The organism is Geodermatophilus maliterrae (genome assembly GCF_041018925.1).
Classification (GTDB): Bacteria; Actinomycetota; Actinomycetes; order Mycobacteriales; family Geodermatophilaceae; genus Geodermatophilus; species Geodermatophilus maliterrae.
The window spans coordinates 70,901-94,960 of record NZ_JBFNXQ010000004.1 but is presented as its reverse complement, the minus strand read 5'-3'; the positions used below and the strand labels follow the sequence as shown (position 1 = coordinate 94,960).

General features: G+C 75.4%; 26 protein-coding genes. 10 read left to right on the top strand and 16 right to left on the bottom strand.

Going from position 1 to position 24,060, the window contains the following annotated elements; genetic code table 11:
- The first annotated feature begins 93 nt into the window (after positions 1-93).
- The 3 genes from ABQ292_RS02580 (at position 94) to ABQ292_RS02570 (ending at position 2,507) form a co-directional block, all read left to right on the top strand.
- Positions 94-690: a carboxymuconolactone decarboxylase family protein gene (locus tag ABQ292_RS02580; protein ID WP_369202895.1), complete on the top strand. Its 597-nt coding sequence runs from the start codon at positions 94-96 to the stop codon at positions 688-690.
- The gene (locus ABQ292_RS02575) at positions 687-1,586 is read left to right on the top strand and encodes an RNA polymerase sigma-70 factor (protein WP_369202893.1); all 900 of its coding nucleotides are present in this window, start codon (positions 687-689) and stop codon (positions 1,584-1,586) included. Before ABQ292_RS02580 ends, ABQ292_RS02575 begins: the two co-directional genes overlap by 4 nt.
- 186 nt (positions 1,587-1,772) lie before the next feature.
- A complete protein-coding gene (locus tag ABQ292_RS02570) occupies positions 1,773-2,507 on the top strand; it encodes a PIG-L deacetylase family protein (protein WP_369202891.1) in 735 nt (244 codons plus the stop codon).
- 59 nt (positions 2,508-2,566) lie between these two features.
- On the opposite strand, the gene ABQ292_RS02565 is transcribed toward ABQ292_RS02570, so the two are convergent.
- The 3 genes from ABQ292_RS02565 to ABQ292_RS02555 form a co-directional block, all read right to left on the bottom strand.
- On the bottom strand, positions 2,567-4,222 hold the full coding sequence (locus tag ABQ292_RS02565; protein WP_369202889.1) for a M28 family peptidase: 1,656 nt from the start codon (positions 4,220-4,222) through the stop codon (positions 2,567-2,569).
- Between the two features lie 267 nt (positions 4,223-4,489).
- A complete protein-coding gene (locus ABQ292_RS02560; protein WP_369202887.1) occupies positions 4,490-5,152 on the bottom strand; it encodes a response regulator in 663 nt (220 codons plus the stop codon).
- Entirely contained in the window at positions 5,149-6,462 is a 1,314-nt protein-coding gene (locus ABQ292_RS02555; RefSeq protein WP_369202885.1) for an ATP-binding protein, read from the bottom strand. Before ABQ292_RS02555 ends, ABQ292_RS02560 begins: the two co-directional genes overlap by 4 nt.
- Positions 6,463-6,586: 124 nt before the next feature.
- On the opposite strand from ABQ292_RS02555, the gene ABQ292_RS02550 reads away from it, so the two are divergent.
- The gene (locus tag ABQ292_RS02550) at positions 6,587-7,471 is read left to right on the top strand and encodes a PspC domain-containing protein (RefSeq protein ID WP_369202883.1); all 885 of its coding nucleotides are present in this window, start codon (positions 6,587-6,589) and stop codon (positions 7,469-7,471) included.
- Positions 7,464-7,763 carry a hypothetical protein gene (locus ABQ292_RS02545; RefSeq protein WP_204691640.1) on the top strand — a complete coding sequence of 100 codons (300 nt, stop codon included), beginning with the start codon at positions 7,464-7,466 and terminating at the stop codon, positions 7,761-7,763. Before ABQ292_RS02550 ends, ABQ292_RS02545 begins: the two co-directional genes overlap by 8 nt.
- 63 nt (positions 7,764-7,826) lie before the next feature.
- On the opposite strand, the gene ABQ292_RS02540 is transcribed toward ABQ292_RS02545, so the two are convergent.
- Positions 7,827-8,408, bottom strand: a complete 582-nt coding sequence (locus ABQ292_RS02540) for a dienelactone hydrolase family protein (protein WP_369202881.1) — start codon at positions 8,406-8,408, stop codon at positions 7,827-7,829.
- 64 nt (positions 8,409-8,472) lie between these two features.
- On the opposite strand from ABQ292_RS02540, the gene ABQ292_RS02535 reads away from it, so the two are divergent.
- Positions 8,473-9,168: a helix-turn-helix transcriptional regulator gene (locus ABQ292_RS02535; protein WP_369202879.1), complete on the top strand. Its 696-nt coding sequence runs from the start codon at positions 8,473-8,475 to the stop codon at positions 9,166-9,168.
- 68 nt (positions 9,169-9,236) lie between these two features.
- On the opposite strand, the gene guaA is transcribed toward ABQ292_RS02535, so the two are convergent.
- From guaA to guaB, 3 genes are read right to left on the bottom strand one after another with little or no spacing between them, the layout of a single operon-like run.
- Complete coding sequence (gene guaA / locus ABQ292_RS02530) at positions 9,237-10,799, bottom strand: glutamine-hydrolyzing GMP synthase (RefSeq protein ID WP_369202877.1); 1,563 nt, start codon at positions 10,797-10,799, stop codon at positions 9,237-9,239.
- The gene (locus tag ABQ292_RS02525; protein WP_369202875.1) at positions 10,799-11,950 is read right to left on the bottom strand and encodes a GuaB3 family IMP dehydrogenase-related protein; all 1,152 of its coding nucleotides are present in this window, start codon (positions 11,948-11,950) and stop codon (positions 10,799-10,801) included. Before ABQ292_RS02525 ends, guaA begins: the two co-directional genes overlap by 1 nt.
- 2 nt (positions 11,951-11,952) lie before the next feature.
- Positions 11,953-13,470: an IMP dehydrogenase gene (guaB, locus tag ABQ292_RS02520; protein WP_369202873.1), complete on the bottom strand. Its 1,518-nt coding sequence runs from the start codon at positions 13,468-13,470 to the stop codon at positions 11,953-11,955.
- Between the two features lie 212 nt (positions 13,471-13,682).
- Between guaB and ABQ292_RS02515 the strand changes: the two genes are divergently transcribed.
- Complete coding sequence (locus ABQ292_RS02515; protein ID WP_204691675.1) at positions 13,683-14,081, top strand: DUF5319 family protein; 399 nt, start codon at positions 13,683-13,685, stop codon at positions 14,079-14,081.
- A 129-nt stretch (positions 14,082-14,210) separates the two neighbouring features.
- On the opposite strand, the gene ABQ292_RS02510 is transcribed toward ABQ292_RS02515, so the two are convergent.
- Complete coding sequence (locus ABQ292_RS02510; RefSeq protein WP_438940562.1) at positions 14,211-14,942, bottom strand: LuxR C-terminal-related transcriptional regulator; 732 nt, start codon at positions 14,940-14,942, stop codon at positions 14,211-14,213.
- Positions 14,943-15,186: 244 nt separating this feature from the next.
- Between ABQ292_RS02510 and ABQ292_RS02505 the strand changes: the two genes are divergently transcribed.
- On the top strand, positions 15,187-15,486 hold the full coding sequence (locus ABQ292_RS02505) for a WhiB family transcriptional regulator (protein WP_075013352.1): 300 nt from the start codon (positions 15,187-15,189) through the stop codon (positions 15,484-15,486).
- Between the two features lie 192 nt (positions 15,487-15,678).
- Here the strand turns inward: ABQ292_RS02505 and groL are convergent, their stop codons facing one another.
- Together groL and groES are read right to left on the bottom strand one after the other, a co-directional pair.
- Entirely contained in the window at positions 15,679-17,319 is a 1,641-nt protein-coding gene (gene groL, locus ABQ292_RS02500) for a chaperonin GroEL (RefSeq protein ID WP_369202870.1), read from the bottom strand.
- Between the two features lie 157 nt (positions 17,320-17,476).
- Positions 17,477-17,785, bottom strand: coding sequence for a co-chaperone GroES (gene groES, locus ABQ292_RS02495; RefSeq protein WP_089402145.1), 309 nt, complete (start codon positions 17,783-17,785; stop codon positions 17,477-17,479).
- A 182-nt stretch (positions 17,786-17,967) separates the two neighbouring features.
- Here groES and ABQ292_RS02490 point away from each other — a divergent pair, with 182 nt between their 5' ends.
- On the top strand, positions 17,968-19,185 hold the full coding sequence (locus ABQ292_RS02490) for a class I SAM-dependent methyltransferase (protein WP_369202868.1): 1,218 nt from the start codon (positions 17,968-17,970) through the stop codon (positions 19,183-19,185).
- On the opposite strand, the gene tsaD is transcribed toward ABQ292_RS02490, so the two are convergent.
- Genes tsaD through ABQ292_RS02460 form a run of 6 tightly spaced genes read right to left on the bottom strand, consistent with a single transcriptional unit; the run spans position 19,175 to position 23,390 of the window.
- Entirely contained in the window at positions 19,175-20,209 is a 1,035-nt protein-coding gene (gene tsaD / locus ABQ292_RS02485; RefSeq protein WP_369202866.1) for a tRNA (adenosine(37)-N6)-threonylcarbamoyltransferase complex transferase subunit TsaD, read from the bottom strand. The two genes, ABQ292_RS02490 and tsaD, sit on opposite strands and share 11 nt — an antisense overlap.
- Positions 20,206-20,658, bottom strand: a complete 453-nt coding sequence (rimI, locus tag ABQ292_RS02480) for a ribosomal protein S18-alanine N-acetyltransferase (RefSeq protein ID WP_369202864.1) — start codon at positions 20,656-20,658, stop codon at positions 20,206-20,208. The genes tsaD and rimI overlap by 4 nt, the downstream gene beginning before the upstream one ends.
- Positions 20,655-21,293, bottom strand: coding sequence for a tRNA (adenosine(37)-N6)-threonylcarbamoyltransferase complex dimerization subunit type 1 TsaB (gene tsaB / locus ABQ292_RS02475; protein ID WP_369202862.1), 639 nt, complete (start codon positions 21,291-21,293; stop codon positions 20,655-20,657). Before tsaB ends, rimI begins: the two co-directional genes overlap by 4 nt.
- A gap of 11 nt (positions 21,294-21,304) precedes the next feature.
- Entirely contained in the window at positions 21,305-21,721 is a 417-nt protein-coding gene (locus ABQ292_RS02470; RefSeq protein WP_369202860.1) for an NUDIX domain-containing protein, read from the bottom strand.
- Positions 21,718-22,752 carry a tRNA (adenosine(37)-N6)-threonylcarbamoyltransferase complex ATPase subunit type 1 TsaE gene (tsaE, locus tag ABQ292_RS02465; protein ID WP_369202858.1) on the bottom strand — a complete coding sequence of 345 codons (1,035 nt, stop codon included), beginning with the start codon at positions 22,750-22,752 and terminating at the stop codon, positions 21,718-21,720. The genes ABQ292_RS02470 and tsaE overlap by 4 nt, the downstream gene beginning before the upstream one ends.
- A complete protein-coding gene (locus ABQ292_RS02460; RefSeq protein WP_369202856.1) occupies positions 22,749-23,390 on the bottom strand; it encodes a uracil-DNA glycosylase in 642 nt (213 codons plus the stop codon). The genes tsaE and ABQ292_RS02460 overlap by 4 nt, the downstream gene beginning before the upstream one ends.
- 95 nt (positions 23,391-23,485) lie before the next feature.
- On the opposite strand from ABQ292_RS02460, the gene ABQ292_RS02455 reads away from it, so the two are divergent.
- On the top strand, positions 23,486-24,058 hold the full coding sequence (locus ABQ292_RS02455) for a TIGR04222 domain-containing membrane protein (protein WP_369202854.1): 573 nt from the start codon (positions 23,486-23,488) through the stop codon (positions 24,056-24,058).
- The last annotated feature ends 2 nt before the right edge of the window (positions 24,059-24,060 follow it).

Below are 24,060 nucleotides of genomic sequence, written 5' to 3'. Positions count from 1 at the left end.
GGCGCCGGATCCCGGCCACCCCGTCCCGGCCGCCGTGTCACACCGCGGGCGGCTGCGTCGTCTCCATGGACGTCCCCTGGAGAGGAGCCGGACATGACCCGCAGCAGCACCGCCCGCATCCCGCTCGACCCGCCCCGCACCGTCGTCTACCGGCTGACGGAGTGGTACTCCCGCCGCCGGTTCGGGACCGTCGCCGACCCGGCCGCCGCGATGGGGCACAACCCCCGCGTGCTGGTGACCAACGCCCGGCACGAGATGGCGCTGGAGAAGTGGCACGCGCTCGACCCCACGCTGAAGGACCTGGCCCAGATGGCCTCCGCCGTCACCATCGGCTGCTCCTGGTGCGTGGACTTCGGCTACTGGGTCGCCACCCGGAAGGGCACCGACCCCGTCAAGCTCCGCGACGTCCCGCGGTGGCGGGACAGCGACGTCTTCACCGACCTCGAGCGGCGGGTGCTGGCCTACGCGGAGGCGATGAGCGCCACCCCGCCGGCCGTGACCGACGAGATGGTGGCCGGCCTGCGGCGCGATCTGGACGACGCCGCCCTGGTCGAGCTGACGATGATGGTCGCCGTGGAGAACTCCCGGTCGCGGTTCAACAGCGCACTGGGCCTGACCAGCCAGGGCTTCCGGGACCGCTGCGAGGTCCCCGCCGGGAGCGCCCGCGTCACGGGGGCCCGGTCGTCGTGAGCGCCGCGCGGCCGCCGGCGCCGGACGCGCGGCTCGCGGCCTTCGACCGGCACCGGCGGCTGCTGTTCACCGTCGCCTACCAGATGCTCGGCAGCGTCGCCGACGCCGAGGACGTCGTCCAGGACGCGTGGCTGCGCTGGTCGTCGGCCACCCGGGACGACGTCGCCGACCCGAGGGCCTACCTGGTGCAGGTCACCTCCCGGCTGGCCCTGGACCGGCTCGGGTCCGCGCGCTCGAGACGCGAGACCTACGTCGGCCCGTGGCTGCCCGAGCCCCTGCTGACCGACGACGCCGCCCGGGGACCGGAGGAGGCCGCGGAGCTGGGCGAGCAGGTGTCCCTGGCCCTGCTGGTGGTGCTCGAGACCCTCTCCCCCGTCGAGCGCGCCGTCTTCGTGCTGCGCGAGGTGTTCGGCCTGCCGGTCGCCGAGGTGGCCGCCGCGCTCGGGCGCTCGCAGGCCGCCGTCCGCCAGCAGGCCCACCGGGCACGCGAGCACGTCGAGGCGCGGCGGCCCCGGTTCGACGCCGACCGGCGCACGCAGCGGGAGGTGACCGAGCGGTTCCTGGCCGCGGCCGCCGGCGGGGACGTCGCCGAGCTCGTCGCGCTGCTGGCTCCCGACGTCGTCCTGGTGACCGACGGCGGAGGCCGGGCGAAGGCGGCGCTGCGGCCGATCACCGGCCGGGACAAGGTGCTGCGGTTCCTGCGGGCCACCGCGGCCGAGGGGATGGCGATGCCGGACCTGGCGATCGAGGTCACCGACCTCAACGGCACCCCGGGCGTCGTCGTGCGGACCGGCGGGGAGCCGTACATGACCATGTCGCTGGTCGTCGCCGGCGGGCGCGTGGAGCAGGTGCTCGTCGTCCGGAACCCGGAGAAGCTGGCCGGCCTGCGGAGGTGAGGTGCGGCGCGGCCCTCCTGCAGGGGCCCGCCGCGAGCCCGCGAGTGGCGGGGGGCAGGGCGGCCCTCCTGCAGGGGCCCGCCGCGAGCCCGCGAGTGGCGGGGGCAGGGCGGCCCTCCTGCAGGGGCCCGCTGCGAGCCTGCGAGTGGCGGGGGGCAGGAGGGTCCTTTCACTAGGCTCCGCCGGGTGACCGCGCCCCTCCCCACTGGACCCGCCGACCACGCGGAGCGCGCCCTCTGCGTGCTCGCCCACCCCGACGACGTCGACTTCGGCAGCGCCGGCACCGTCGCCACGTGGACGTCGGCCGGCACCGAGGTCACCTACTGCATCGTCACCGACGGCGACGCGGGCGGCTTCGACGAGACGCCGCGCGAGCAGATGGGCCCGCTGCGGCGGGACGAGCAGCGGGCGGCCGCGGCCGCCGTCGGCGTGACCGACGTCCGGTTCCTGGGGTACCCCGACGGCCGGCTGGAGCTGACCCTCGACCTGCGCCGCGACATCTCCCGGGTGATCCGGCAGGTGCGCCCGCAGCGGGTGCTGACCAGCTCACCGGAGCGCTGGTACGAGCGGATCGGCGCCAGCCACCCCGACCACATGACCGTCGGCGAGTCGACGCTGCGCGCGGTCTACCCCGACGCCCGCAACCCCTTCGCCTTCCCGGAGCTGCTCGCCGACGAGGACCTGGAGGCGTGGACGGTCTCGGAGGTCTGGCTGGGCGCGAGCCCGCGCGCCGACCACGCCGTCGACGTCACCGACGTGGTCGAGCTGAAGTTCGCCGCGCTGAAGAGCCACGTGACGCAGGTGGGCCACATGGACGACGTGGAGGGCTTCGTCTCCGGCTGGATGGCGCAGACCGCCCGCCGGTTCGGCCTGCCCGCGGGCCGGCTGGCCGAGGCCTTCCACGTCGTCCACACCGCCTGACCGCCGTGGACGGGTGGCGGGGCCGGCCCGGGAGGACCGGCCCCGCCGCCACCCGGGTGTCAGGCGTCGTGGTCGTGACCCAGTCCGCCGCCGCCCTCCTCCGCGAAGGTGCCCTCGGGGCCGGCAGGCTCGGGCAGCTCGAACGGCCGGCCGGGGACCGGCTTGCCCGGCACGGCGTTCACGGTCTCCGTGGAGTACGCGAACGTCAGCATCGCGAACGCGATCAGGTCGCTGTTGACCTCGAGCGCGTGGTCGTCGTTGTTCTCGTAGGTGTCGCAGGCCAGGTGGTAGCACGGGTCGAACTGCTCCCCGGCCGTGCCGCCCCAGATCGCCGCCTGCTCCTCGGTCTTGACCACCTCGGCGCCCGTGAACAGGCCACCCGAGGGGATGTCGGCGAGGATGAACGCCTCGTAGTCGCTCCGCCCGGAGAACTCGGTGTCGTCGTAGGGCTCACCGATCGCCGTGTAGTACGACTCGTAGACGTCCTCGACGGCCTCCGAGCCCTCCGGGATCGTGACGCCCTCGGGAGCCGGGAAGGTCGACTGGTCGGCGTCGTAGACCATGAAGACGTAGTTCGGCGAGCCGACCATGTCGTAGTTCGTGTAGAGCGCGATGCGGTCGCGCTCCTCCTGCGACAGCCCCGCGACGTAGTCGGCCGAGCCCACGAGTCCCTGCTCCTCGGCGGCCCACCAGGCGAACCGCAGCGTGTTCTGCGGCTCGGTGTCGGCCATCATCAGCGCCGTCTCGAGGATCGCTGCCGAACCCGAGCCGTTGTCGTTGATGCCCGGTCCCTCGATCACGCTGTCGAGGTGCGCACCGGCCATGACCACGTTGTCGGGGTCCTCGCCCGGCAGCTCGGCGATCACGTTGTGGTCGGTGCGCGTCTCGGCGGGCAGGACGTTCACGTACGCGGTCGAGCCCTCCTCGGCCAGCGACAGGCCGTCCTGGGAACTCGCGCCGACCACGGGGATGCCGTGGGTGACCGGTCCGGGGGCCCCGGGGATCGGCGCGTCCACACTCGTGGCATCGGCGACGAGCAGCTCTTCACGCTGCGGGGTGTTGCCCTGGTTCATGACGACGACCGCCTCGGCGCCGGCCTGCTCGGCGTGGTACGCCTTCGTCCCGAAGAAGCAGGTGCCGCGCTGCACGAGCGCGATGTCGGCGTCACCGCTCCAGTCGAAGGCCGCGAAGTCCTCGGGCTCGCAGCCGCTGGTCGAGACCGCGCCCTCGCCCGTCTCCGGGTTGATGTCGACGGGGATGACCTGACCCTCGACCTCGCCCGAGCCGCTGCCGGTGAAGACGCCGGTCTCGTACTCCGCCTCGGTCGGGGTGAGCTGGCGCAGCACAGCGGGGAAGTTGAAGGTGATCTCGACCGGGTCGAGCGTGACCTCGTACCCGGCCTCCTCGAGCAGACCGCGGACGTACTCGACGCTGTCCGCGTAGCCGTCGGTGCCGGCGGCCCTGGTCCCCGGGTAGACCGGGTCCGTGCTGTTGTCGGCGATCTTCTGGAACTCGGCCTGGTGCTCCCGGACGCCCTCGAGCGTCACGCACTCGAGGAGTTCGTCGTAGGTGTCGTTGCTGCGGTGCTCGCACCCGCCGCCCGGTGCCGCGACCGCCGTGGTCGCAGGCAGCGCCAGGGCCACGAGCAGCCCGCCCGCGCCCGCCGCGACGGCCTTCGTGCCGGTCCTCGCGGACCTGGTGTGCCGTTTCACCATCTCGTTCCCCCTCGTCAGGTCCGCCAGGCGACAGCGACCGACGGACACGTCCCGGTTCCCGATCGGCCGAGGATGGCCCCGGGTGCGCGGGAGGTACAGGGGCCGGCGCCGGACGGCGTCGGCGGCGGTGGAGCCGCGCGATCACCGCGAACGCGGGCTGAGCGGCGCCTTTGCGGGACGGTGCGGCCAGTGTGACGCGGGACACGCCCGGCTCGATCTGACGCTCCGTGGCTCCGAGGGGACGGACAGCAGTCCGGCCTGCCCGCCTCAGAGCAGGCGGTTCGTGGCCGCCCAGCGGGTGAGCTCGTTGCGGTTGGACAGCTGGAGCTTGCGCAGCACGTTCGACGCGTGCGACTCCACCGTCTTCACCGAGATGAACAGCCGTCCGCCGATCTCGCGGTAGGTGTAGCCGCGGGCCAGCAGCTGCATGACCTCGCGCTCGCGCGCGCTGAGCAGGTCCAGGCCGGGGTCGGTGGCGGGGTCCTCCGGCTCCGGGGCGGACGGCGACGAGGCGGCGAACGCGTCGAGCACGAAGCCGGCCAGCCGGGGGCTGAAGACGACGTCGCCCTCGGCCACCCGCTGCACCGCCGCGACCAGGTCGGGCCCGGAGATGGTCTTGGTGACGTAGCCGCGGGCGCCCGCGCGGATGACCGCGATGACGTCCTCGGCGGCGTCGGACACCGACAGCGCCAGCCAGCGCACCTCCGGCAGCTCGGCGCGCAGCGCCTCGAGCACCGCCCGCCCGTCGCCGCCGGGCAGGTGCACGTCGAGCAGCACCACGTCGGGGACGGCGGCCCGGATGCCGGCGACGGCGGAGTCGACGTCGGCGGCCTCCCCGACCACGGTGACCGAGTCGCCCAGCTCGGCGCGCACGCCCGCGCGGACCATCGCGTGGTCGTCGACGAGGTAGACGCGGGGGCGGTCGCTCACGCGGCGGCCTCGCGGGGCAGGCAGAGCTCCACCTCGGTGCCCTCCCCCGGCGCGGACCGGACGCTCGCCGTCCCGCCGAAGCGGGTCAGCCGCCCGCTCACCGAGTCGCGCAGGCCGCGCCGGTCGGCCGGTACCGCGGCGGGCTCGAAGCCGGCGCCGCGGTCGCGGACGAACACCGACACCTGGGCCGCCGACACCTCGGTGTAGAGGTCGGCGGAGGTCACGCCGGCGTGTTTGGCCGCGTTGACCAACGCCTCCCGGGCGGCCGCGCCGAGGGCGGCCAGCGCGTCGTCGACCGGCGCGTCCCCGACGACCACCGGGTCGACGGTCAGCTCGTGGTCGGCCTCGACCTCGGCCACGATCTCCGAGACCAGCGCCGTCCACGTGCCGCCGGCGGCGGCCGCCGGCTCGTACAGCCAGCTGCGCAGCTCGCGTTCCTGGCTGCGGGCCAGCCGGGCCACGGCCTGCTGGTCGTCGGCGTGCCGCTGGATGAGGGCGAGGGTCTGCAGCACCGAGTCGTGCAGGTGGGCGGCGACCGCGGCCCGCTCCTCCGACCGGATGCGGGCGGTCCGCTCGGCGGCCCGGGAGTCGAGCAGGCGGCGCCAGAACGGCGCGGTGGCCAGCACCACCCCGGCGAGGATGACCAGGGTGGCGGTGAACCCGTTGCGTGCGTTGGCCAGCTGCCCGGTGGTGGCCAGCAGCAGCACCACCCCGCCGGCGGCGAGCACCGCCCCGCCGGCCAGCACCCAGCGGACGCCGGGGCGGGCGAGCGTGCGGTCGGTGTCGAGCTGGCGCCAGATGACGGCCAGGCCGCCGGCGACGAGCAGCAGCGGGGCGATGAGGTCGCTGTTGCCCCAGGTGGAGAGGTTGGTGACCAGCACGAGGGCGCCGAGCCCGAAGAGCACCAGGCCGAGGGTCTGCCGCCGGCTCGGCTCCGACTCCGTGCGGGCCGGTGCGGCGTCGCCCAGCGGGACGAAGAACCACAGCAGCGCGTAGACCACGACGCCGATGCCGGTGGTGGCCAGTGCGACGAGGACCACCCGCACGACGAGCGGGTCGACGCGCAGGTGCGCCGCCGTCCCCGCCGCGACCCCGGCCAGCAGCCGGCCCGACCGGGGCCTGACCAGCGGCGGCCGCCCGTTCTCCATCGGGACCGGAGCCGCGGCGCCGGGCACCGGGGCGGGACCGCCGGGTGCGCCGCCGGGTACCTCGCCGGGCACGCCGACGGCGCGGCTGGGCGCGGGCGCGCTCGCGGCCGGCCGGGCAGCCGCCGGGGGTCCGCCCGCAGGGGTCGGCGCCGTCCTCGTCACGCGACGATCGTCGCACCGCGCGCCCCCCGTCCGGTACCGGGAAGCCCCCGGAGGAGGAGGACCAGGGTCGGATGGGGGCCTTCCCCGATACCGTGGCGGCGGCCCGGTCGGCACGCTGTGCGCCATGACCGCAGCACCCCCTCCCGCTCCACTCACCGAACCCCCACCGGTGGCCCGTTCCTCGCTCCGGCGCAGCCGCACCGACAAGGTCGTCGGCGGTGTCGCCGGCGGACTCGCCGAGTACAGCGGCATCGACGCGCTGCTGTGGCGGGTCGGCTTCGTCGCCCTGACCGTCGCCGGCGGCTCGGGCGTCCTCGTCTACCTGCTGCTGTGGCTGCTCATGCCGGCCGGCCCGCGACGTCCCGTCGACGGTGCCCCGGCGCAGCCGCCCGGCCCCCGCTCCCCCGTCGCCGGGATCACCGTCGCGGGGCTGCTGATCGCCGTCGGGCTGCTGGTCCTGGTCACCCGCTACACCGACCTCGACCTCGGCCCGACCGGCGTCCTCGCCACCGCGCTGCTGGTCGTCGGCCTGGGGCTGGTCGGGTCCAGCTTCGCCCGCGGCCGCTCGCCGCGCCGTGGGCTGATCGCCGTCGGCGCCGTTCTGTCCGTGGCGCTGCTGTTCGCCTCCACCGTCCCGTGGACCGACGGGGACGACGACGACTTCGGCGGCGGCATGGGCGACCGCACCTACCGGCCGACGAGCGTCGCGGAGGTGGACGACGTCTACCGCCTCGGCGCCGGCGACCTCGAGGTCGACCTCTCCGAGATCGACCTCGGCGACCGGGACCGGCCGCTGGAGGTGCGCATCGAGCACGGTGCGGGCGACCTCGACGTCACCGTGCCCGAGGACGCCGACGTGCGGATCGACGTCGAGAGCGGCATCGGCGAGGTCGACCTGCTCGGCCGCAGTGACGGCGGCCTGTTCCCCGCCGACGACGGGGACGGCGAGGCCGACCTCGTCCTGACCATCGAGCACGGTGTCGGAGACGTGGAGGTGTCCCGTGCCTGACTACAGCGAGTTCCCCACCACCCCCACCGGCTGGCAGGAGCGCGCGCTCGCCGAGCAGTGGCAGTACCCGACCGCGCTGGAGACGCAGGACGCGCCGCCGCCGCAGCGCCGGGTCGACCTGGTCACCCTCGTCCCGGGCGTCGTCTACGTCCTCCTGGCGCTGGTGGTCCTCGCCGGGGTGACCCTGCCGCTGGGCTTCCTCGCCGACGGCGGGCTGCTGTGGCTGCTGCTGGTCGGCGCCGGCGTCGGGCTCCTGGTGAGCGAGCTCCGGAAGGCCCGCCGCAGACGCTGACCACCACGGGGGTGCACCGATCGAGGGCCCGGGGAGCGACCGCTCCCCGGGCCCTCCGTCGTGTCAGCCGGCGACCCGGTCGCAGAAGGCCAGCGCCTCGCGCCACAGCCGCTCGGTCGCCTGCGGGTCGTACTCGTCCGGCAGGCTCGGATCGGTGAACAGGTGGCCCTCCCCCGGGTACTCGACCACCTCGAGCTGCCCACCGGCCGCGGCCACGTCGTCAGCGAGCGCACGGTCCCACTCGGCGGACCGGAACGGGTCGCCGGTCGTCCGGTGCAGCTGGGCCGGCAGCCCGGCCGGCCAGGACGCCCCCAGCACCGCCATCGGCAGGGCCCCGGAGAACAGCAGGACACCGCTGCACGGGCGCTGGGTGGCCACGTACTCGGCCATCCCGGCGCCGGTGGAGAAGCCGGCGGCCACGAAGCCGTCGGGGAGGTCGCGAACGGCGTCGGCGGCCTCGGCCATGAGCGCCGGGAAGCCGATCCCCTCGACGTACGCGCCGGCCGTCTCGTAGTCGTCGAAGACCCGCCCGTCGTACTGGTCGACGACGAGGACCTCGCAGCCGGCGGCCCGCAGCCGGGCGGCGGCACGGGTGACGCCCTCGCGGACGCCGAGGACGGAGTGGAAGAGCGCGACGGTGGTCATGCACCCACGGTGACGGAGGGTCGGTGACACCGTCCTGTCACCGACTGCTGCGAGGATCCGGCACGTGAACCGCACCGACCGGCTGCACGCGCTCACCGAGGAGCTGCGCCGGGCCGGCTCCCGCGGACGGACGGCGCACCGGCTGGCGGCGTGGCTGGAGGTGTCCACCCGGACGGTGAAGCGCGACGTCAGCGCGCTGCAGCAGGCCGGCGTCCCGATCTGGGCGAGCGCCGGTCCGGGCGGCGGCTACGTGCTCGACGCCGCGGCCACGCTCCCGCCGGTCAACCTCACGCCCGCGCAGGCCGTGGCGGTGGCGGTCGCGGTGGCCGGCGCGACGGACGCGCCCTTCGCCGCCGACGGCCGCGCGGCGCTGGAGAAGGTGCTCGACGTCCTCGGTCCCGCGGCCCGGGCGGAGGTGGAGCGTCTCGGGAACCGGGTGTGGGTGCGCGGCCGGCCGGGAGGACGCCCGGACCCGGCGCCCGTGGTCGAGGACGCCCTGGCCCGGCGCCGCGTCGTCGCGATCTCCTACCGCGACCGCGCGGGCACGCCCTCACGCCGCCGGGTCGAGCCGCACCTGCTCGCCCGCACCGGCGACCACTGGTACCTGGTCGGCTGGTGCCGGGAACGCGACGCCCCGCGCTGGTTCCGCTGGGACCGCATCGAGGCCGCCGACGTGACCACCGAGCCGGCGCCGGTCCGCGATCCCGCCGTCTTCGGCACCCCTCCGTCGGACGCCCACGCCGTCAGGTCCCCTGGGTGACGTGCTGGAACGGCCCTCCTGCAGGGGCCCGGCCCGAGCGTCAGCGAGGGCTGGGGGGCAGGGGGTCCTCATTCCCACTCGATGGTGCCCGGGGGCTTGCTGGTCACGTCGAGGACGACGCGGTTGACCTCGGGCACCTCGTTGGTGATGCGGGTGGAGACCCGCGCCAGCAGGTCGTAGGGCAGGCGGGTCCAGTCGGCGGTCATGGCGTCCTCGCTGGACACCGGCCGGAGCACGACCGGGTGGCCGTAGGTGCGCCCGTCGCCCTGGACGCCGACCGAGCGGACGTCGGCCAGCAGCACCACCGGGCACTGCCAGATCTCGCGGTCCAGGCCGGCGGCGCTCAGCTCGGCGCGGACGATCGCGTCGGCCCGGCGCAGCACGTCGAGCCGCTCCTGGGTCACCTCGCCGACGATGCGGATGCCCAGCCCCGGCCCCGGGAACGGCTGGCGCCACACCATCGACTCGGGCAGCCCGAGCTGCAGGCCGACCTCGCGCACCTCGTCCTTGAACAGCGTCCGCAGCGGCTCGACGAGGGTGAACGTGAGGTCCTCGGGGAGGCCGCCGACGTTGTGGTGGCTCTTGATGTTCGCCGTCCCGGTGCCGCCGCCGGACTCGACGACGTCGGGGTACAGCGTCCCCTGGACGAGGAAGTCGACCGACTCCCCGTGCTCCTTCGCGTCACCGACGACGTCGAGCGCCGCCTGCTCGAAGACCCGGATGAACTCCCGGCCGATCGTCTTGCGCTTCTCCTCGGGGTCGGCGGTGCCGGCCAGCGCGGAGAGGAACCGCTCGCGGGCGTCGACGACCCGCAGGTCGACCCCGGTGACGGCGACGAAGTCCCGCTCGATCTGCTCGGTCTCGCCCTCGCGCATCAGCCCGTGGTCGACGTGGACGCAGGTCAGCCGGTCGCCGATGGCCCGCTGCACGAGCGCGGCGGCCACGGCGGAGTCGACGCCGCCCGACAGCGCGCACAGCGCCCGGCCCTCGCCCACCTGCGCGCGGATCCGCTCGACCTGCTCGTCGACGACGTTGGCCATCGTCCAGGTGGGCTCGAGGCCGGCGATGTCGAACAGGAAGTGCTCGAGCACCGTCTGCCCGTGGGAGGTGTGCCGCACCTCGGGGTGGAACTGCACCCCGGCGAGCCGGCGGTCGACGTCCTCGAACGCCGCGACCGGCGCGCCGGTGGAGGTGGCGGTGACGGTGAACCCGGGGGGCGGCGCGCTGACGGCGTCGCCGTGGCTCATCCACACCGACTGCTCGACCGGCAGCGACCCGAACAGCCGGCCCGCCGTGGTGACCGTCAGCGGGGTGCCGCCGTACTCCCGGTCACCGGTGCGGGCGACGGTGCCGCCGAGGCTCTGGGCCATCGCCTGGAAGCCGTAGCAGATGCCGAAGGCCGGCACCCCGCCCTCGAACAGCGCGGGGTCGATCTGCGGGGCGTCCTCGGCGTAGACGCTGGAGGGCCCACCGGAGAGCACGATCGCGGCCGGCTCGCGGGCGATGATCTCCTTCGCCGGGACGTCGGAGGGGACGATCTCGGAGTAGACCCCGGCCTCCCGGATCCGCCGCGCGATGAGCTGGGCGTACTGGGCGCCGAAGTCGACGACGAGGACGGTCGGGAAGTCCATCAGCCGATCTCGGTGTCGGTCGGGCTGCCGCCGATCACCAGGTCCACGCGCTGGAACTCCTTGAGGTCGCGGTACCCGGTCTTGGCCATCGTGCGGCGCAGCGCACCGAAGAGGTTGGTGCGGCCGTCGGCGGTCTCGGCGGGGCCGAGCAGCACCTGCTCGAGCGTCCCGGCGGCCGGCACCGGCGCCGACGTCCCGCCGCGCGGCAGCCGCGGGTGGGCGGCCACCGAGTCCCACCAGACGCCGCCGGCCGGGGCCTCGCGCGCGGCGCGCAGCGGCTCCCCGATCTGGACGGCGTCGGCTCCGCAGGCCAGGGCCCGGGCGATCGACCCGCTGGTCTCGATCCGGCCGTTGGCGATGACGTGCACGTACCGGCCGCCGGTCTCGTCGAGGTAGTCGCGGCGGGCGGCCGCGGCGTCGGCGATGGCACTGGCCAGCGGCACGCGGATGCCCATGACGGCGTCGCCGGTGGAGAAGCTGTCGGCCCCGACGCCGACGATCACGCCGGCCGCGCCGGTGCGCATCAGGTGCAGCGCGGTCTGGTAGTTGGCCGCGCCGCCGACGATCACCGGGACGTCGAGGTCGGCGATGAACTCCTTGAGGTTGAGCGCACCGCCCTGGGTGGTCACGTGCTCGGCGGAGACGATCGTGCCCTGGATGACCAGCAGGTCGACCCCGGCGGCGAGCACGGCCGGCGCGAGCTGCAGCGTGTGCTGCGGGGAGACGCGCACCGCGGTGGTGACCCCGGCGTCGCGCATCTCCTTGATCCGCGCGCCGATCAGGTCGGGCTTCACCGGCTCGGCGTACACCTGCTGCAGCAGGGACACCGGCGGGGGCGCCTCGGCGGCGGCGTCGCGCAGCTGCCGGTAGACCGGCTGCGGGTCGTCGTAGCGGGTCCACAGCCCCTCGGCGTTGAGCACGCCGAGCCCGCCGGCCTGTCCGACGGCGATCGCCGTGGCGGGGCTGACGACGGCGTCGCTCGGGCTGGTCACCAGCGGGATGTCGAACCGGAAGGCGTCGATCTGCCAGGCCGTGGAGACGTCGTCGACGTCGCGGGTGCGGCGGGACGGGACGATCGAGACCTCGTCGAGGTCGTAGCCACGGCGGGCGAAGCGGTTGAGACCGATCTCGACGGTGTCGCGCGCGGGCATCGTCAGCGTCCTCGGTAGTTGGGAGCCTCGACGGTCATCTGGATGTCGTGCGGGTGGCTCTCCGTCAGGCCCGCGGCCGTGATCCGGGTGAGCCGGCCGTGCTCCTGCAGGTCGGCGACGGTGGCCGCGCCCGCGTAGCCCATCGACGCGCGCAGCCCGCCGACGAGCTGGTGCGCCACGGTGGCCAGTGCCCCGCGGTAGGGCACCTGGCCCTCGATGCCCTCGGGGACGAGCTTGTCGTCGGACAGCACGTCGTCGGCGAAGTACCGGTCGCGGCTGTAGGACTGGTTGCCGCGCTTCTGCATCGCGCCCAGCGAGCCCATGCCGCGGTAGGTCTTGAACTGCTTGCCGTTCATGAACACCAGCTCGCCCGGGGCCTCCTCGACCCCGGCGAACAGCCCGCCGATCATCACCGTGTCCGCGCCGGCCACCATCGCCTTGGCGATGTCGCCGGAGTACTGCAGGCCGCCGTCGGCGATGACCGGGACACCGGCCGGCCGGGCGGCCAGGCTCGCCTCGTAGACGGCGGTGACCTGCGGGACGCCGACGCCGGCGACCACGCGGGTGGTGCAGATCGAGCCCGGGCCGACGCCGACCTTCACCGCGTCCACGCCGGCGTCGACGAGCGCCTGCGCACCGGCCCGGGTGGCGACGTTGCCGCCGACCACCTGCACGCCGCCGTCGCCGCCGAAGTCGCCCTTCACGCGCGCGACCATGTCGAGCACCGCCCGCTGGTGGCCGTGCGCGGTGTCGACGACGAGCACGTCGACCCCGGCGTCGACCAGCAGACCGGCCCGCTTGTAGGCGTCCTCGCCCACGCCGAGCGCGGCGCCGACGACCAGCCGGCCGTCGGCGTCCTTGGTGCTGTTCGGGTACTGGTCGCGCTTGACGAAGTCCTTCACCGTGATCAGGCCGCGCAGCCGCCCGGCGTCGTCGATGATCGGCAGCTTCTCGATCTTGCGATGGGACAGCAGGCGCAGCGCGGTGTCGGCGTCGACCCCGACCGGCGCGGTGACCAGCGGCATCGGGGTCATGACGTCGCGCACGAGCCGGTGCTGGTCGGTCTCGAAGCGCATGTCGCGGTTGGTCACGATGCCGACCAGCACGCCCTCGTCGTCGACCACCGGGGCGCCGGAGATGCGGTACCGGGCCGACAGTGCGTCGACCTCGGCCAGGGTGTTGTCCGGCGAGCAGGTGACCGGGTTGGTGACCATCCCGGCCTCGGAGCGCTTGACCAGGTCGACCTGGCCGGCCTGCTCCTCGGCGGCGAGGTTGCGGTGCAGGATCCCGACGCCGCCGATGCGGGCCATGGCGATCGCCATGCGGGCCTCGGTGACGGTGTCCATGGCGCTGGAGAGCAGCGGCACGGCCAGCCGGATGCCGCGGGTGAGCCGGCTGCTCGTGTCGACCTCGGCCGGGACGACGTCGGACTCACCGGGGATGAGCAGGACGTCGTCGTAGGTCAGGCCGAGCGGGGCGAACTTCGCCGGGAGCTCGGGGACGCGGTCGTCGGGCTGCATGGGATGCCGCCACCCTCTCCGTCGGGCGTGCCCCCGGCCGGGCGCACGGGAACCCCCCGATCGTAGGCCGCGGCCGCGTGCGGCCGGGACGCCGCCGTGGGGTGCTGGGCGTGAGATCCGTCGGCGGGGGCGACTACCGTGAGCCCTCGGACGCGCGAGCCCGCGCGTCCCTGCAGGAGCGACAGCGCCGCCGGCGCGTGGGAGGAGGCACCGTGAGTCCCTTCGACGACTCCCCGGGGCCCGACTTCGGCTCCTCGCCGGCGGACCCGCCACCGCTGTCGATGGAGGAGCGGGCCGGCGTCCTCGACGACCTGGCCGAGCTCGAGGTCTTCCGCACGCTGCTCGAGCCCACCGGCATCAAGGGCATCGTCGTCGACTGCCCCGACTGCGACGAGGAGCACCACGTCGACTGGGCGCTGATGCAGGCCAACCTGCGCCAGCTGCTCGAGGAGGGCCAGACCGGCCGGCACGAGCCGCCGTTCGACCCCGACCCGGCCGACTACGTGAGCTGGGACTACGCCAGCGGCTACGCCGACGGGGTGGCCGCGATGGCCGAGCGCGACGAGCCCACCGGCTCCCAGCGCGGCGGCAAGCACGCCCGCGAGGAGTGAAGGACCCCCCTGCTCCCCACCGCTCGCACGCTCGCGGCGGGACCCTGCAGGGGGCCGGGGACGGGGCCGCACGACGAGGTGAGGGGCCCCTCCGACTCGGAGGGGCCCCTCGGCGTGTTCTCGTCCTGCTCAGCTCATCATGCCGCGGCGGAAACCGGTGGCCACCGCCTCGGCGCGGTCCTTCGCGCCCAGCTTGCGGAACAACCGGCGGGCGTGGGTCTTGATGGTGTCCTCGGACAGGTAGAGCTCGCGGCCGATCTGGGCGTTGCTCTTGCCCTGGCTCATGCCGGTGAGCACCTGCATCTCCCGCATCGACAGCGTGACCGGCGGCGTCGTCTCGCGGACCGTCGTGCTCACCGCCCGCGGCCCGGCACCGTTGAGCGGCGTGGCCCAGTTGGGGGCCGGCGCCCCGACCGAGGCCAGCGGCACGGGGGCGGCCGGCTGCGGCGGGCGGCCGTCGGCACGCAGGCCCACCCGGGACAGGCCCAGGCCCATCTCCAACGCGCTGGCGTCCCAGCGCAGGTACCCGCGGGCACCGACGGCGACCGCGGCGCGCACCGTCTCGGCGTCGTCCGGTGCACCCAGCAGCAGCACCGGGACGCCGGGGTGGGCCCGCAGCACCTGGGTGGCCACGGTCAGGCCGGTGTCGACCGCCCGCTGTGTGCCGACCAGCAGCACGTCGGGCTGCCGGATGGCCAGCCGCTGCACCAGCACGGCCGCGTCACCGACGACCTCGACCCGCCCCACGAAGGGCAGCGCCACGAGGCGGGCGGCGACGTCGTCGCGGACACGGCGGCGCTCGTCGTACACCCACACGGTCGTGGCCCCGTGGCCCGGACCGCGCATCCTGTCGTCGATCACGCTGACTCCTCGTCTTCCCCCGGCCGTGCAGGGCGTTCGGGTCACTCGACCCGGGGAACGGCGCGGCCTGCAGCCACCATGAGCGACCGTCAGAGGCGGCAACAGCCGTGCTCACCCTGCGGAGGGAGACGAGGACCGGCAAAATGACGGATCCGGTCGTGTTTGACCCCACTGACCCTCGGGCACCGGCCCCCATGCAGCCGGACCGCCCCCTCCGGCTCGCACCGAGCCGAGGAGGACCCAGATGGCCGACATCCGCCGCCTGCCCACGCCCGTTGCCGAGGTCTGGGACTGGCAGCTGCACGGTGCCTGCCGTGGCGAGAGCACGGCCCTGTTCTTCCACCCCGACGGCGAGCGCGGCCCCGCCCGCGCCCGTCGGCAGGCCGCGGCCAAGGCCGTGTGCGGCAAGTGCCCGGTCGTCGAGGCCTGCCTCAAGCACGCGCTCAGCGTCCGCGAGCCCTACGGCGTGTGGGGCGGCATGAGCGAGGAGGAGCGGGCCCGGCTGATCGCCGCGGAGCCCGCCGCCGTCGCCGCCGGGGTCTGAGCCCACCGGGGTCGGCGGACCCCACCACGGACACCGAGAGGGCCGGTCCAGCTGCTGCTGGACCGGCCCTCTCGCCGTGTGTGCAGGCGCCCGGGACGGCGTCCTCCCGCACCGTGCAGCGTCCTCCCCCACCGTCTGCGGTGAGGGAGGACGCGCGGTGATCAGGTCACCTGATCACCGCCCCGGCCGGCGTCAGTGGCTGTGGCCGTGCCCGTGCGAGTGGCCGTGGGTGTGGTGACCGGCCCCCGCGTGCTCCTCCTCCGCCGGTGCCTCGACGATCGCGGAGTCGGTGGTGAGCACCATCGCGGCGATCGACGCGGCGTTGCCCAGCGCGGCCTTGGTGACCTTGACCGGGTCGATGACGCCCTGCGCGGCCAGGTCGCCGTACTCGCCGGTCGCGGCGTTGAAGCCGTTGCCGACGCCCAGCTCGCGGACCTTGCTGGCCACGACCCGGCCCTCGAAGCCGGCGTTCTCGGCGATGCGGACCAGCGGGGCGTCGAGCGCCGCGCGGACCAGCCGGGCGCCGGTCAGCTCGTCACCGGTGAGGTCGAGCGCGTCGACCGCGGCGGCGGCGTGCACCAGCGCGGAGCCGCCACCGGGGACGACGCCCTCCTCGACCGCCGCGCGGGTGGCGGCGATGGCGTCCTCGATGCGGTGCTTGCGCTCCTTGAGCTCGACCTCGGTGGCCGCGCCGACCCGGATGACGCCGATGCCGCCGGCCAGCTTGGCCAGCCGCTCCTGCAGCTTCTCGCGGTCCCAGTCGGAGTCGGTGGACTCGATCTCGCGGCGGATCTGCGCGACCCGGTCGTTGATCGCCTCACCGGTGCCGCCGCCGTCGACGATCGTGGTCGTGTCCTTGTCGACCGTGACGCGGCGGGCGGTGCCCAGCACCTCGAGGCCCACCTGGTCGAGCCGGAGGCCGACGTCCTCGCTGACCACCTGGCCGCCGGTGACGATCGCCAGGTCGGTCATGAAGGCCTTGCGACGGTCGCCGAAGTAGGGCGACTTCACCGCGACGACCTTGATCGTCTTGCGGATCGAGTTGACGACGAGGGTGGACAGCGCCTCGCCCTCGACGTCCTCGGCGACGATCAGCAGCGGGCGGGCGCCGGAGCCGAGCACCTTCTCCAGCAGCGGCAGCAGGTCGGCCAGCGCGCCGACCTTGCCCTGCACCAGCAGGACGAGGGCGTCGTCGAGGACGGCCTCCATCGCCTCCGGATCGGTCACGAAGTAGGGCGAGAGGTAGCCCTTGTCGAACTGCACGCCCTCGGTGACGTCGAGGTCGGTGGAGAGGGTGTTGCTCTCCTCGACGGTGATGACGCCGTCCTTGCCGACCTTCTCCATCGCCTCGCCGATCAGCTGGCCGACCTCGGCGTCCTGCGCCGAGATGGTGGCGACGCCGGCGATGGACTGCTGGTCGTCGACCGGGATGGCGGCCTCGTCCAGGGCGGTGTGCACCGCGTCGACGGCGGCGCGCATGCCGCGGCCGAGCGCCATCGGGTTGGCGCCGGCGGCGACGTTGCGCATGCCCTCCTTGACCAGGGCCTGGGCCAGCACGGTCGCGGTGGTGGTGCCGTCACCGGCGACGTCGTTGGTCTTGGTGGCGACGCTCTTGGCAAGCTGGGCGCCGAGGTCCTCGTAGGGGTCCTCGAGCTCGACCTCGCGGGCGATGGTGACGCCGTCGTTCGTGATGGTCGGGGCGCCGAACTTCTTGTCGAGGACGACGTTGCGACCGCGCGGGCCGAGGGTCACCTTGACCGCGTCGGCGAGCTTGTCCACACCGCGCTCGAGCGCGCGGCGGGCGTCCTCGTTGAACTTGATGATCTTGGCCATGGGGCCCTTCCGATCAGAGGGTGCACGGGGTGGGACGACGACCGCCCCGGGACCCGGTCAGGACGGGTCGCCGGGGCGGACGTGACGTGCTGGAACGGCCATCTCTCAGGGTCCCGCGCCGAGCCTGCGAGGCGTGGGGGGAGAGATGGTCCTTCTACTACTTCTCCACGACGGCGAGCAGGTCGCGGGCGGAGAGCACGAGGTACTCCTCGCCGGCGTACTTGACCTCGGTGCCGCCGTACTTCGAGTAGATGACGACGTCGCCGACGTTGACGTCGAGCGGGACGCGGTTGCCGTTGTCGTCGATGCGGCCGGGGCCCACGGCGATGACCGTGCCCTCCTGCGGCTTCTCCTTGGCGGTGTCCGGGATGACCAGACCGGAGGCAGTGGTGGTCTCGGCCTCGTTGGCCTGGACCACGACGCGGTCCTCGAGCGGCTTGATGGTGACCTTGGTAGCGGTCGTCACGAGGTGACGCCCCCTTCGGGATCGGACGGCTGGTGGGCTTGCACGTTGTGGCACGGGGTCTGGGCCTGCCGTCGCGGGGGTCAGGCGCCGACCCGTGTCGATTGGCACTCTACCCACGAGAGTGCCAGCCACTCAACCGGGTCACCGGCGGGGTGGAACAGCCGGCGGAGGACGCTGGCCGGGTGCCCGACGACGACGTGCCCGCCCAGCTGCAGCGACTGCGCACGCCGGCCGGGGCGGCGGCCACCGCCCGTGCCGCGGCACTGCTCGCCGAGGGCGCCGACGTGCTCGCCGGCGTGGCCCGGCTGCGCGCGGAGGTGGGCCCGGAACTGGCCGGGCCGGCGTGGGAGCTGGCCCGGTTGCGGGCGCGCGCACGGCCGGTGTTCGGCGCCGACGCCGACCTGCTGTTGCTCACCGCCGACACCCTCGAGCAGGCCGGCCGACCCGAGCTGGCCGCCCGCCGCGCCGCGCGCCTGCTGGCCGACGGCACCGACTCCGCCGCCGACCTCGGCTGCGCGGCCGGCACCGACTCCGTGGCGCTGGCCCGGGCGGGCGCCCGGGTGCTGGCGGTGGACCGCGACCCGGTCGCGCGGGAGCTGACCGCCGCCAACGTCGCCGCGCTCGGGGTGGACGACGACGTGTGGGTGGTCGCCGGCGACGTCGTCGAGCTGGTCGACGCCGCCCGCGGTGGCGAGGTGGCCGGCTGCGGCGCCGCCGTCCTGGACCCCGCCCGGCGGGCCGGCGGACGGCGGCAGCTCGACCCCGACCGTTGGTCCCCGCCCTGGTCCACGGTCACCACGCTGCTCGACCGGGTGCCGCGCGCGGTGGTCAAGGTGGCGCCCGGACTGGACCACGAGCGGGTGCCCGACGGCGTCGAGGCCGAGTGGGTGTCGGTGCGCGGGTCGATCGTCGAGGCGCTGCTCTGGGGTCGCGGCGTCTCGGCCACCTGGCGGCGGGCGACGGTCGTGCGCGACGGCGGTGTCACCGAGCTGACCGCCGACGCCGACCCCGGCCCCGCCGTCGCCGGTCCGGTGCGCGGCTGGCTGCACGAGCCCGACCCCGCCGTCATCCGGTCCGGGCTGGTGTCGCTGGTGGCCGGCGACCTCGGCGCCACGCTGGTCGACCCGACGATCGCCTACCTGACCTCCGACGCCGCCGCGGACTCCCCCTGGGTGGCCTCCTACCGGGTCGACGAGGTGCTGCCGTTCAACCTCAAGCGGCTCCGGGCGCTGCTGCGGTCGCGCGGCGTCGGCCGGGTGACGGTGAAGAAGCGCGGCTCGGCGATCGAGCCCGAGCTCCTCGCCCGGCAGTTGCGCGGCGACGGCGCGGGGACGGCGGTCGTCGTCGTCACCCGGGTCGCCGGCGCTCCGGCGGCGCTGGTGTGCGACGTCAGCGGGTGACCACGTCGATGGGCAGCGAGCTGTCCGCGCCCAGGTCGGGGGCCGACGGCGCGACGCCGGCCGCGACCAGCCGTGACCCGAGCGCGGCGACCATCGCGCCGTTGTCGGTGCACAACCGCGGGCTGGGTACCCGCAGCACGATCCCGGCGGCGGCGCAGCGCTCCTCGGCCAGCGCGCGCAGCCGCGAGTTGGCCGCCACTCCCCCGCCGAGCACCAGGTGGTCGACGCCGGAGTCGCGGCAGGCACGAACGGCCTTGGCGGTGAGCACGTCGGCCACCGCCTCCTGGAACGACGCCGCGACGTCGGCCACCGGCACCGGCTCGCCGGCCCTCCGGCGGGCCTCGACCCAGCGGGCGACGGCGGTCTTGAGCCCGGAGAACGAGAAGTCGTAGGGGGCGTCGCGGGGGCCGGTGAGCCCGCGGGGGAAGTCGATGGCCGAGGCGTCGCCGTCGCGGGCGGCGCGGTCGATCGGCGGGCCGCCCGGGAAGGGCATGCCGAGCACGCGGGCGACCTTGTCGAACGCCTCGCCGGCCGCGTCGTCGATCGTGCGGCCCAGCGAGGTCACCTCGCGGGCGAGGTCGGGCACCAGCAGCAGCGAGCTGTGCCCGCCGGAGACCAGCAGCGCCAGCGACGGCTCGGCCAGCCGGCCGTGCTGCAGCTCGTCGACGGCGACGTGCGCGGCCAGGTGGTTGACCCCGTACAGCGGCTTGTCCAGCGCCAGCGCGTAGGCCTTGGCCGCGGCCAGGCCGACCAGCAGCGCGCCGGTCAGCCCGGGCCCGGCGGTGACCGCGACGGCGTCGACGTCGGAGGCGCGCACCCCGGCCTCGGCCAGGGCGCGGTGCACGGTGGGGACCATCGCCTCCAGGTGCGCCCGCGAGGCGATCTCGGGCACCACGCCGCCGAAGCGCTCGTGCTCGGCCATCGAGGTGGCCAGCGCGTCGGCCAGCAGCGTCTGCCCGCGGACGACGCCGACCCCGGTCTCGTCGCAGGAGGTCTCGAACCCCAGCACCAGCGGCTCGCTCATCGCAGCAGCTCCCGCCTCATCACGACCGCGTCCGTCCCGCTCGGCTGGTAGTAGCGCGGGCGCCGGCCGATCTCGGTGAACCCCCGCCGCCGGTAGAGCCCCTGGGCGAGGTCGTTGTCGGCGCGGACCTCGAGCAGCACCACCGGGCTGCGCCGGTCGGCCTCGGCCAGCAGCGCGTCGAGCAGCTCCGCGCCGATCCCCTCGCCCTGCCGGGCGCGGGCGACGCCGATCGTCGACACGTGCGCCTCGTCGTCGTAGGCGATCAGCCCGGCGTAGCCGACGACCGTCCCGTCGTCCTCGGCGACCAGGTAGTGCCGGGTGTCGGGGCGCGACAGCTCGTCGCGGTACATCGCGCGGGTCCAGGTGTCGGGCGCGAAGAGCTCCTCCTCCAGCACCAGGACCGCGTCGAGGTCGGCCAGCCGCATCGGCCGCAGCCGCACCGTCGTCACGACGTGGTCACCGGCTTGAACGACGTCGGCGGGACGGCGTCGGGGCGGCGCAGGTAGAGCGGCACCAGCGGGCCGGCGGACGAGGGGTCGGCCAGCGGCTCCGCGGCCGCGCGCAGCAGGCCGGCCGTCGTCACCTCGGCGGGGGTGACCGGCGCGCCCAGCCGTTCCCCGAACCGCGGGTCGCCGACCAGCGGGCCGGTCAGGTGCGCGTCCTCGGGGCGGACGACGCCCGGCCCGTCGACCCGCGCCCCGGCCGCGTCGTAGGCGGCCCAGTAGACCTCCTTGCGGCGGGCGTCGGTGACCACCGTGCGGGCGCCCTCGCCCACCGCGTCGAGCGAGCAGACGCCGACGGCGGGGATGCCCCGGGCGTCGGCGAGCGCCGCTGCGGTGACCACGCCGACGCGCAGGCCGGTGAAGGGCCCCGGTCCCAGTCCGGTCACCACGGCGTCCAGGTCGCCCAGCGCCAGCCCGGCCTCGGCCAGTGCCTCCCGCACGGCGGGGACCAGCAGCTCGGCGTGCCGGTTGCCCGAGGGCACCGACCGCTCGGCGAGGACCTCGACCCGCCCGTCGCCCGAGCGGCGGGCGACCCCGGCGACCAGCGTGGGGGTCGCGGTGTCGAGGGCGAGGACGAGCACGGGACGCCAGGTTAGTCCGCGGGCGCACCCGCGCCGGTCACCCGCTCGACCAGGTCGGCGTAGGACGGGTCCGCCAGCGCCAGCCCGCGGACCTCGGCCGCGGACACCCAGCGCAGCTCGTCGTGCTCGGCCGGCTGCAGGTTGCGCGGCTCCCCCTCCCACGCACGGACGGCGTAGAGCACCAGGTGCAGCTCCCCGTCCTCGAGGCGGGCCACGGGGTCGGCGTCCACCCGCGCCACGACGACGCCGACCTCCTCGCGCAGCTCCCGGGCCAGCGCGGTGCGCTCGTCCTCGCCGGGCTCGACGTGGCCGCCGGGGAGGTCCCAGACGTCGGGGTACCAGCGGCGGGCCGGCGACCGGTGGCCCAGGAGGACCCGGTCGCCCCGGACGAGGACCCCGGCGACGACGTGGTGGACGCGGGCGGTCACAGGTCGAGCTCGTACACGATCTCGACGCCGTCGACCTCGTCGACCTCCTCGCCGACCTCGCGGAAGCCGAACGGCAGCGCCACCGCCCGCGACGCCGCGTTGGACGGGGCGATCGACACCCGCACCACCCGCACGCCGGGCTCGCGACGGGCGCGGTCGACCAGGGCGGCCAGCGCCGCGCGCGCGTACCCGCGCCGCTGGTGCTCGGGGACGACGGCGTAGCCGATCTCGACCGTGCCGCGGGCATCGGGCGGGCCGTGGAAGCCGGCGCGGCCGACGGCGAGCCGCCGGTCGGGGTCCCACACGACGCCGGTCACCCAACCGGCCGCTCCGGGGTCGGCGGCCACCTGCTGCGCGCGCACCCGCCACACCGGCGCCCACTCCGGATCCGCGAACGACGGCGGGAGCGGCACGGGGGCGGCCGCGTTCGCCGCGGCCAGGTCGCCGTCGGCCAGCGCCGCGAACACCGGGCCGCTGAGCGCGACCACCTCCACGCGCGGCGCGGCCGGCGGGGCGGCGGGGACGGACACGGCGGCGACGCTAGCGGTCACGGAGCCGTGCGGCGCCGGCGCCCGGGCCGGGTGACCGGTCAGCCGCTGCTCCCAGCCGGGGCCGTGCGGCACGAGGACGGCGGTGCGGACGTCGTCGTCGCGGCGGTCCAGCCGCACCTCCAGGTGCTCGTCGGCGAGCCGCTCGACCAGTCCGGCGCCCCACTCGACGACGGTCACCGACTCCTCGGTCGAGGCGTCGAGGTCGAGGTCGTCGACGTCGGCGACGCTCGCCAGCCGGTAGGCGTCGACGTGCACCAGCGGCAGCCGCCCGCCGCGGTGCACGCGGGCGATGACGAACGTCGGCGAGGTGACCGGCTCGGTGACCCCGAGGGCGGCGCCGAGGCCCTGGGTGAGCGCGGTCTTGCCGGCGCCGAGCGGGCCGGTGAGGACGACCAGGTCGCCGGGCCCGACGACGGCGGCCAGTGCGGCGCCCAGTGCCCGGGTGTCCTCGGGCGTGGGCAGGACGTGGTCCCGCCTCACGCCAGGCTCGCCGCCACCGAGGTCAGGTCCGCCAGCAGGCCGGCGCGCGGCGCCCCGTGCGGGCCGAACCGGATGGCCGCCGACGGGTGGTAAGTGGCCCAGACGGCGCGGCCACCGACGTCGTGCGGGCGGCCGCGGGCCGCGGCGAGCACCGTCCTCGGTCCGAGGAACCACTTGGCCGACGAGAGCCCGAGGGCCACGACGACCGGCGGGTCGAGGAGCTCGAGCTGGCGGCGCAGCCAGCCGCTGCAGCGGGCGACCTCGGGCGTCTTCGGCGTCCGGTTGCCCGGGGGGCGGCACTTCACGATGTTGAGGACGGCGGCGTCGGCGCGGTCCAGCCCGGCCTCGGCGAGCAGCCGGTCGAGCAGCTGTCCCGACTTCCCGACGAAGGGCCGGCCGGTCTCGTCCTCGTTCGCACCGGGCGCCTCCCCGATGAGCGCGAAGCGGGCCCGGCCGTTGGCCGGGGGGTCGCCGACGACGACGTGCTGCCGGGTGGTGGCCAGCTCGGGGCACGCGACGCAGGGCGTGGCGGCTGCGGCCAGCGCCGGCCAGTCGGCGGCCGCCGCGGCGGCGCGGGCGACCTCCTCGGCCGTCGCCCGGGTCACGGCGTCGAACCGGGGCGGACGGGGGGCGGCCACACCCCGACCCTACGGCGGCGGCGCGGGAGCGGCCCGCGGGCTTCCGTCCGGAGCCGCGTCCTGTCACCGTTGCCCCCAGGACCCCCGCACGGGAGGTGGTGGGCATGACCCCGCAGCCGGACGTGTACGACGTCGCCTTCCTCGCCGGCGGCCCGCACCGGGTGGTGGACACCGCCCTGGTGGCGCTGGCGTCCACCGGCCGGGTCCGCGCGGTCGCACCGGGCGAGCTGCAGGTCGTCGACCCGCGCCGCCGGCACCCCGTGGAGGCCGCCGTCCTCGACGCCGTCGGCGGGCGCGGGCGGCGCTCGGTGGACACGGTGCACTGGCGGGCCCTGGCCGACCGGCGGGTCACCGGCATCGGGCGGCGGTTGCACGACGCGGGCCTGCTCGGCCGGGTGCTCGGCCCGACCGCGGCCGGCCGCCGTCTGCTGCGCGAGCTGCGCTGCGCCGTCGGTGCCGGCGACCCGGTCCGCCGGGTGGCCCTCGACGGGCGCGAGCAGGTGACCGACCCGGCGCTGCACGCGGCCGTCTTCGAGCCGCCGCGCCACCCCGTGCTCCCCGGTGCCGGGACGACGCCGTGGGACCTGTCCTTCGCCGACGGCTGGCAGGCCGCCCACCGCACGCGGGACGCGATCGTCGCCCGGGCGCAGAGCGGCGGGCTCGGCTGAGC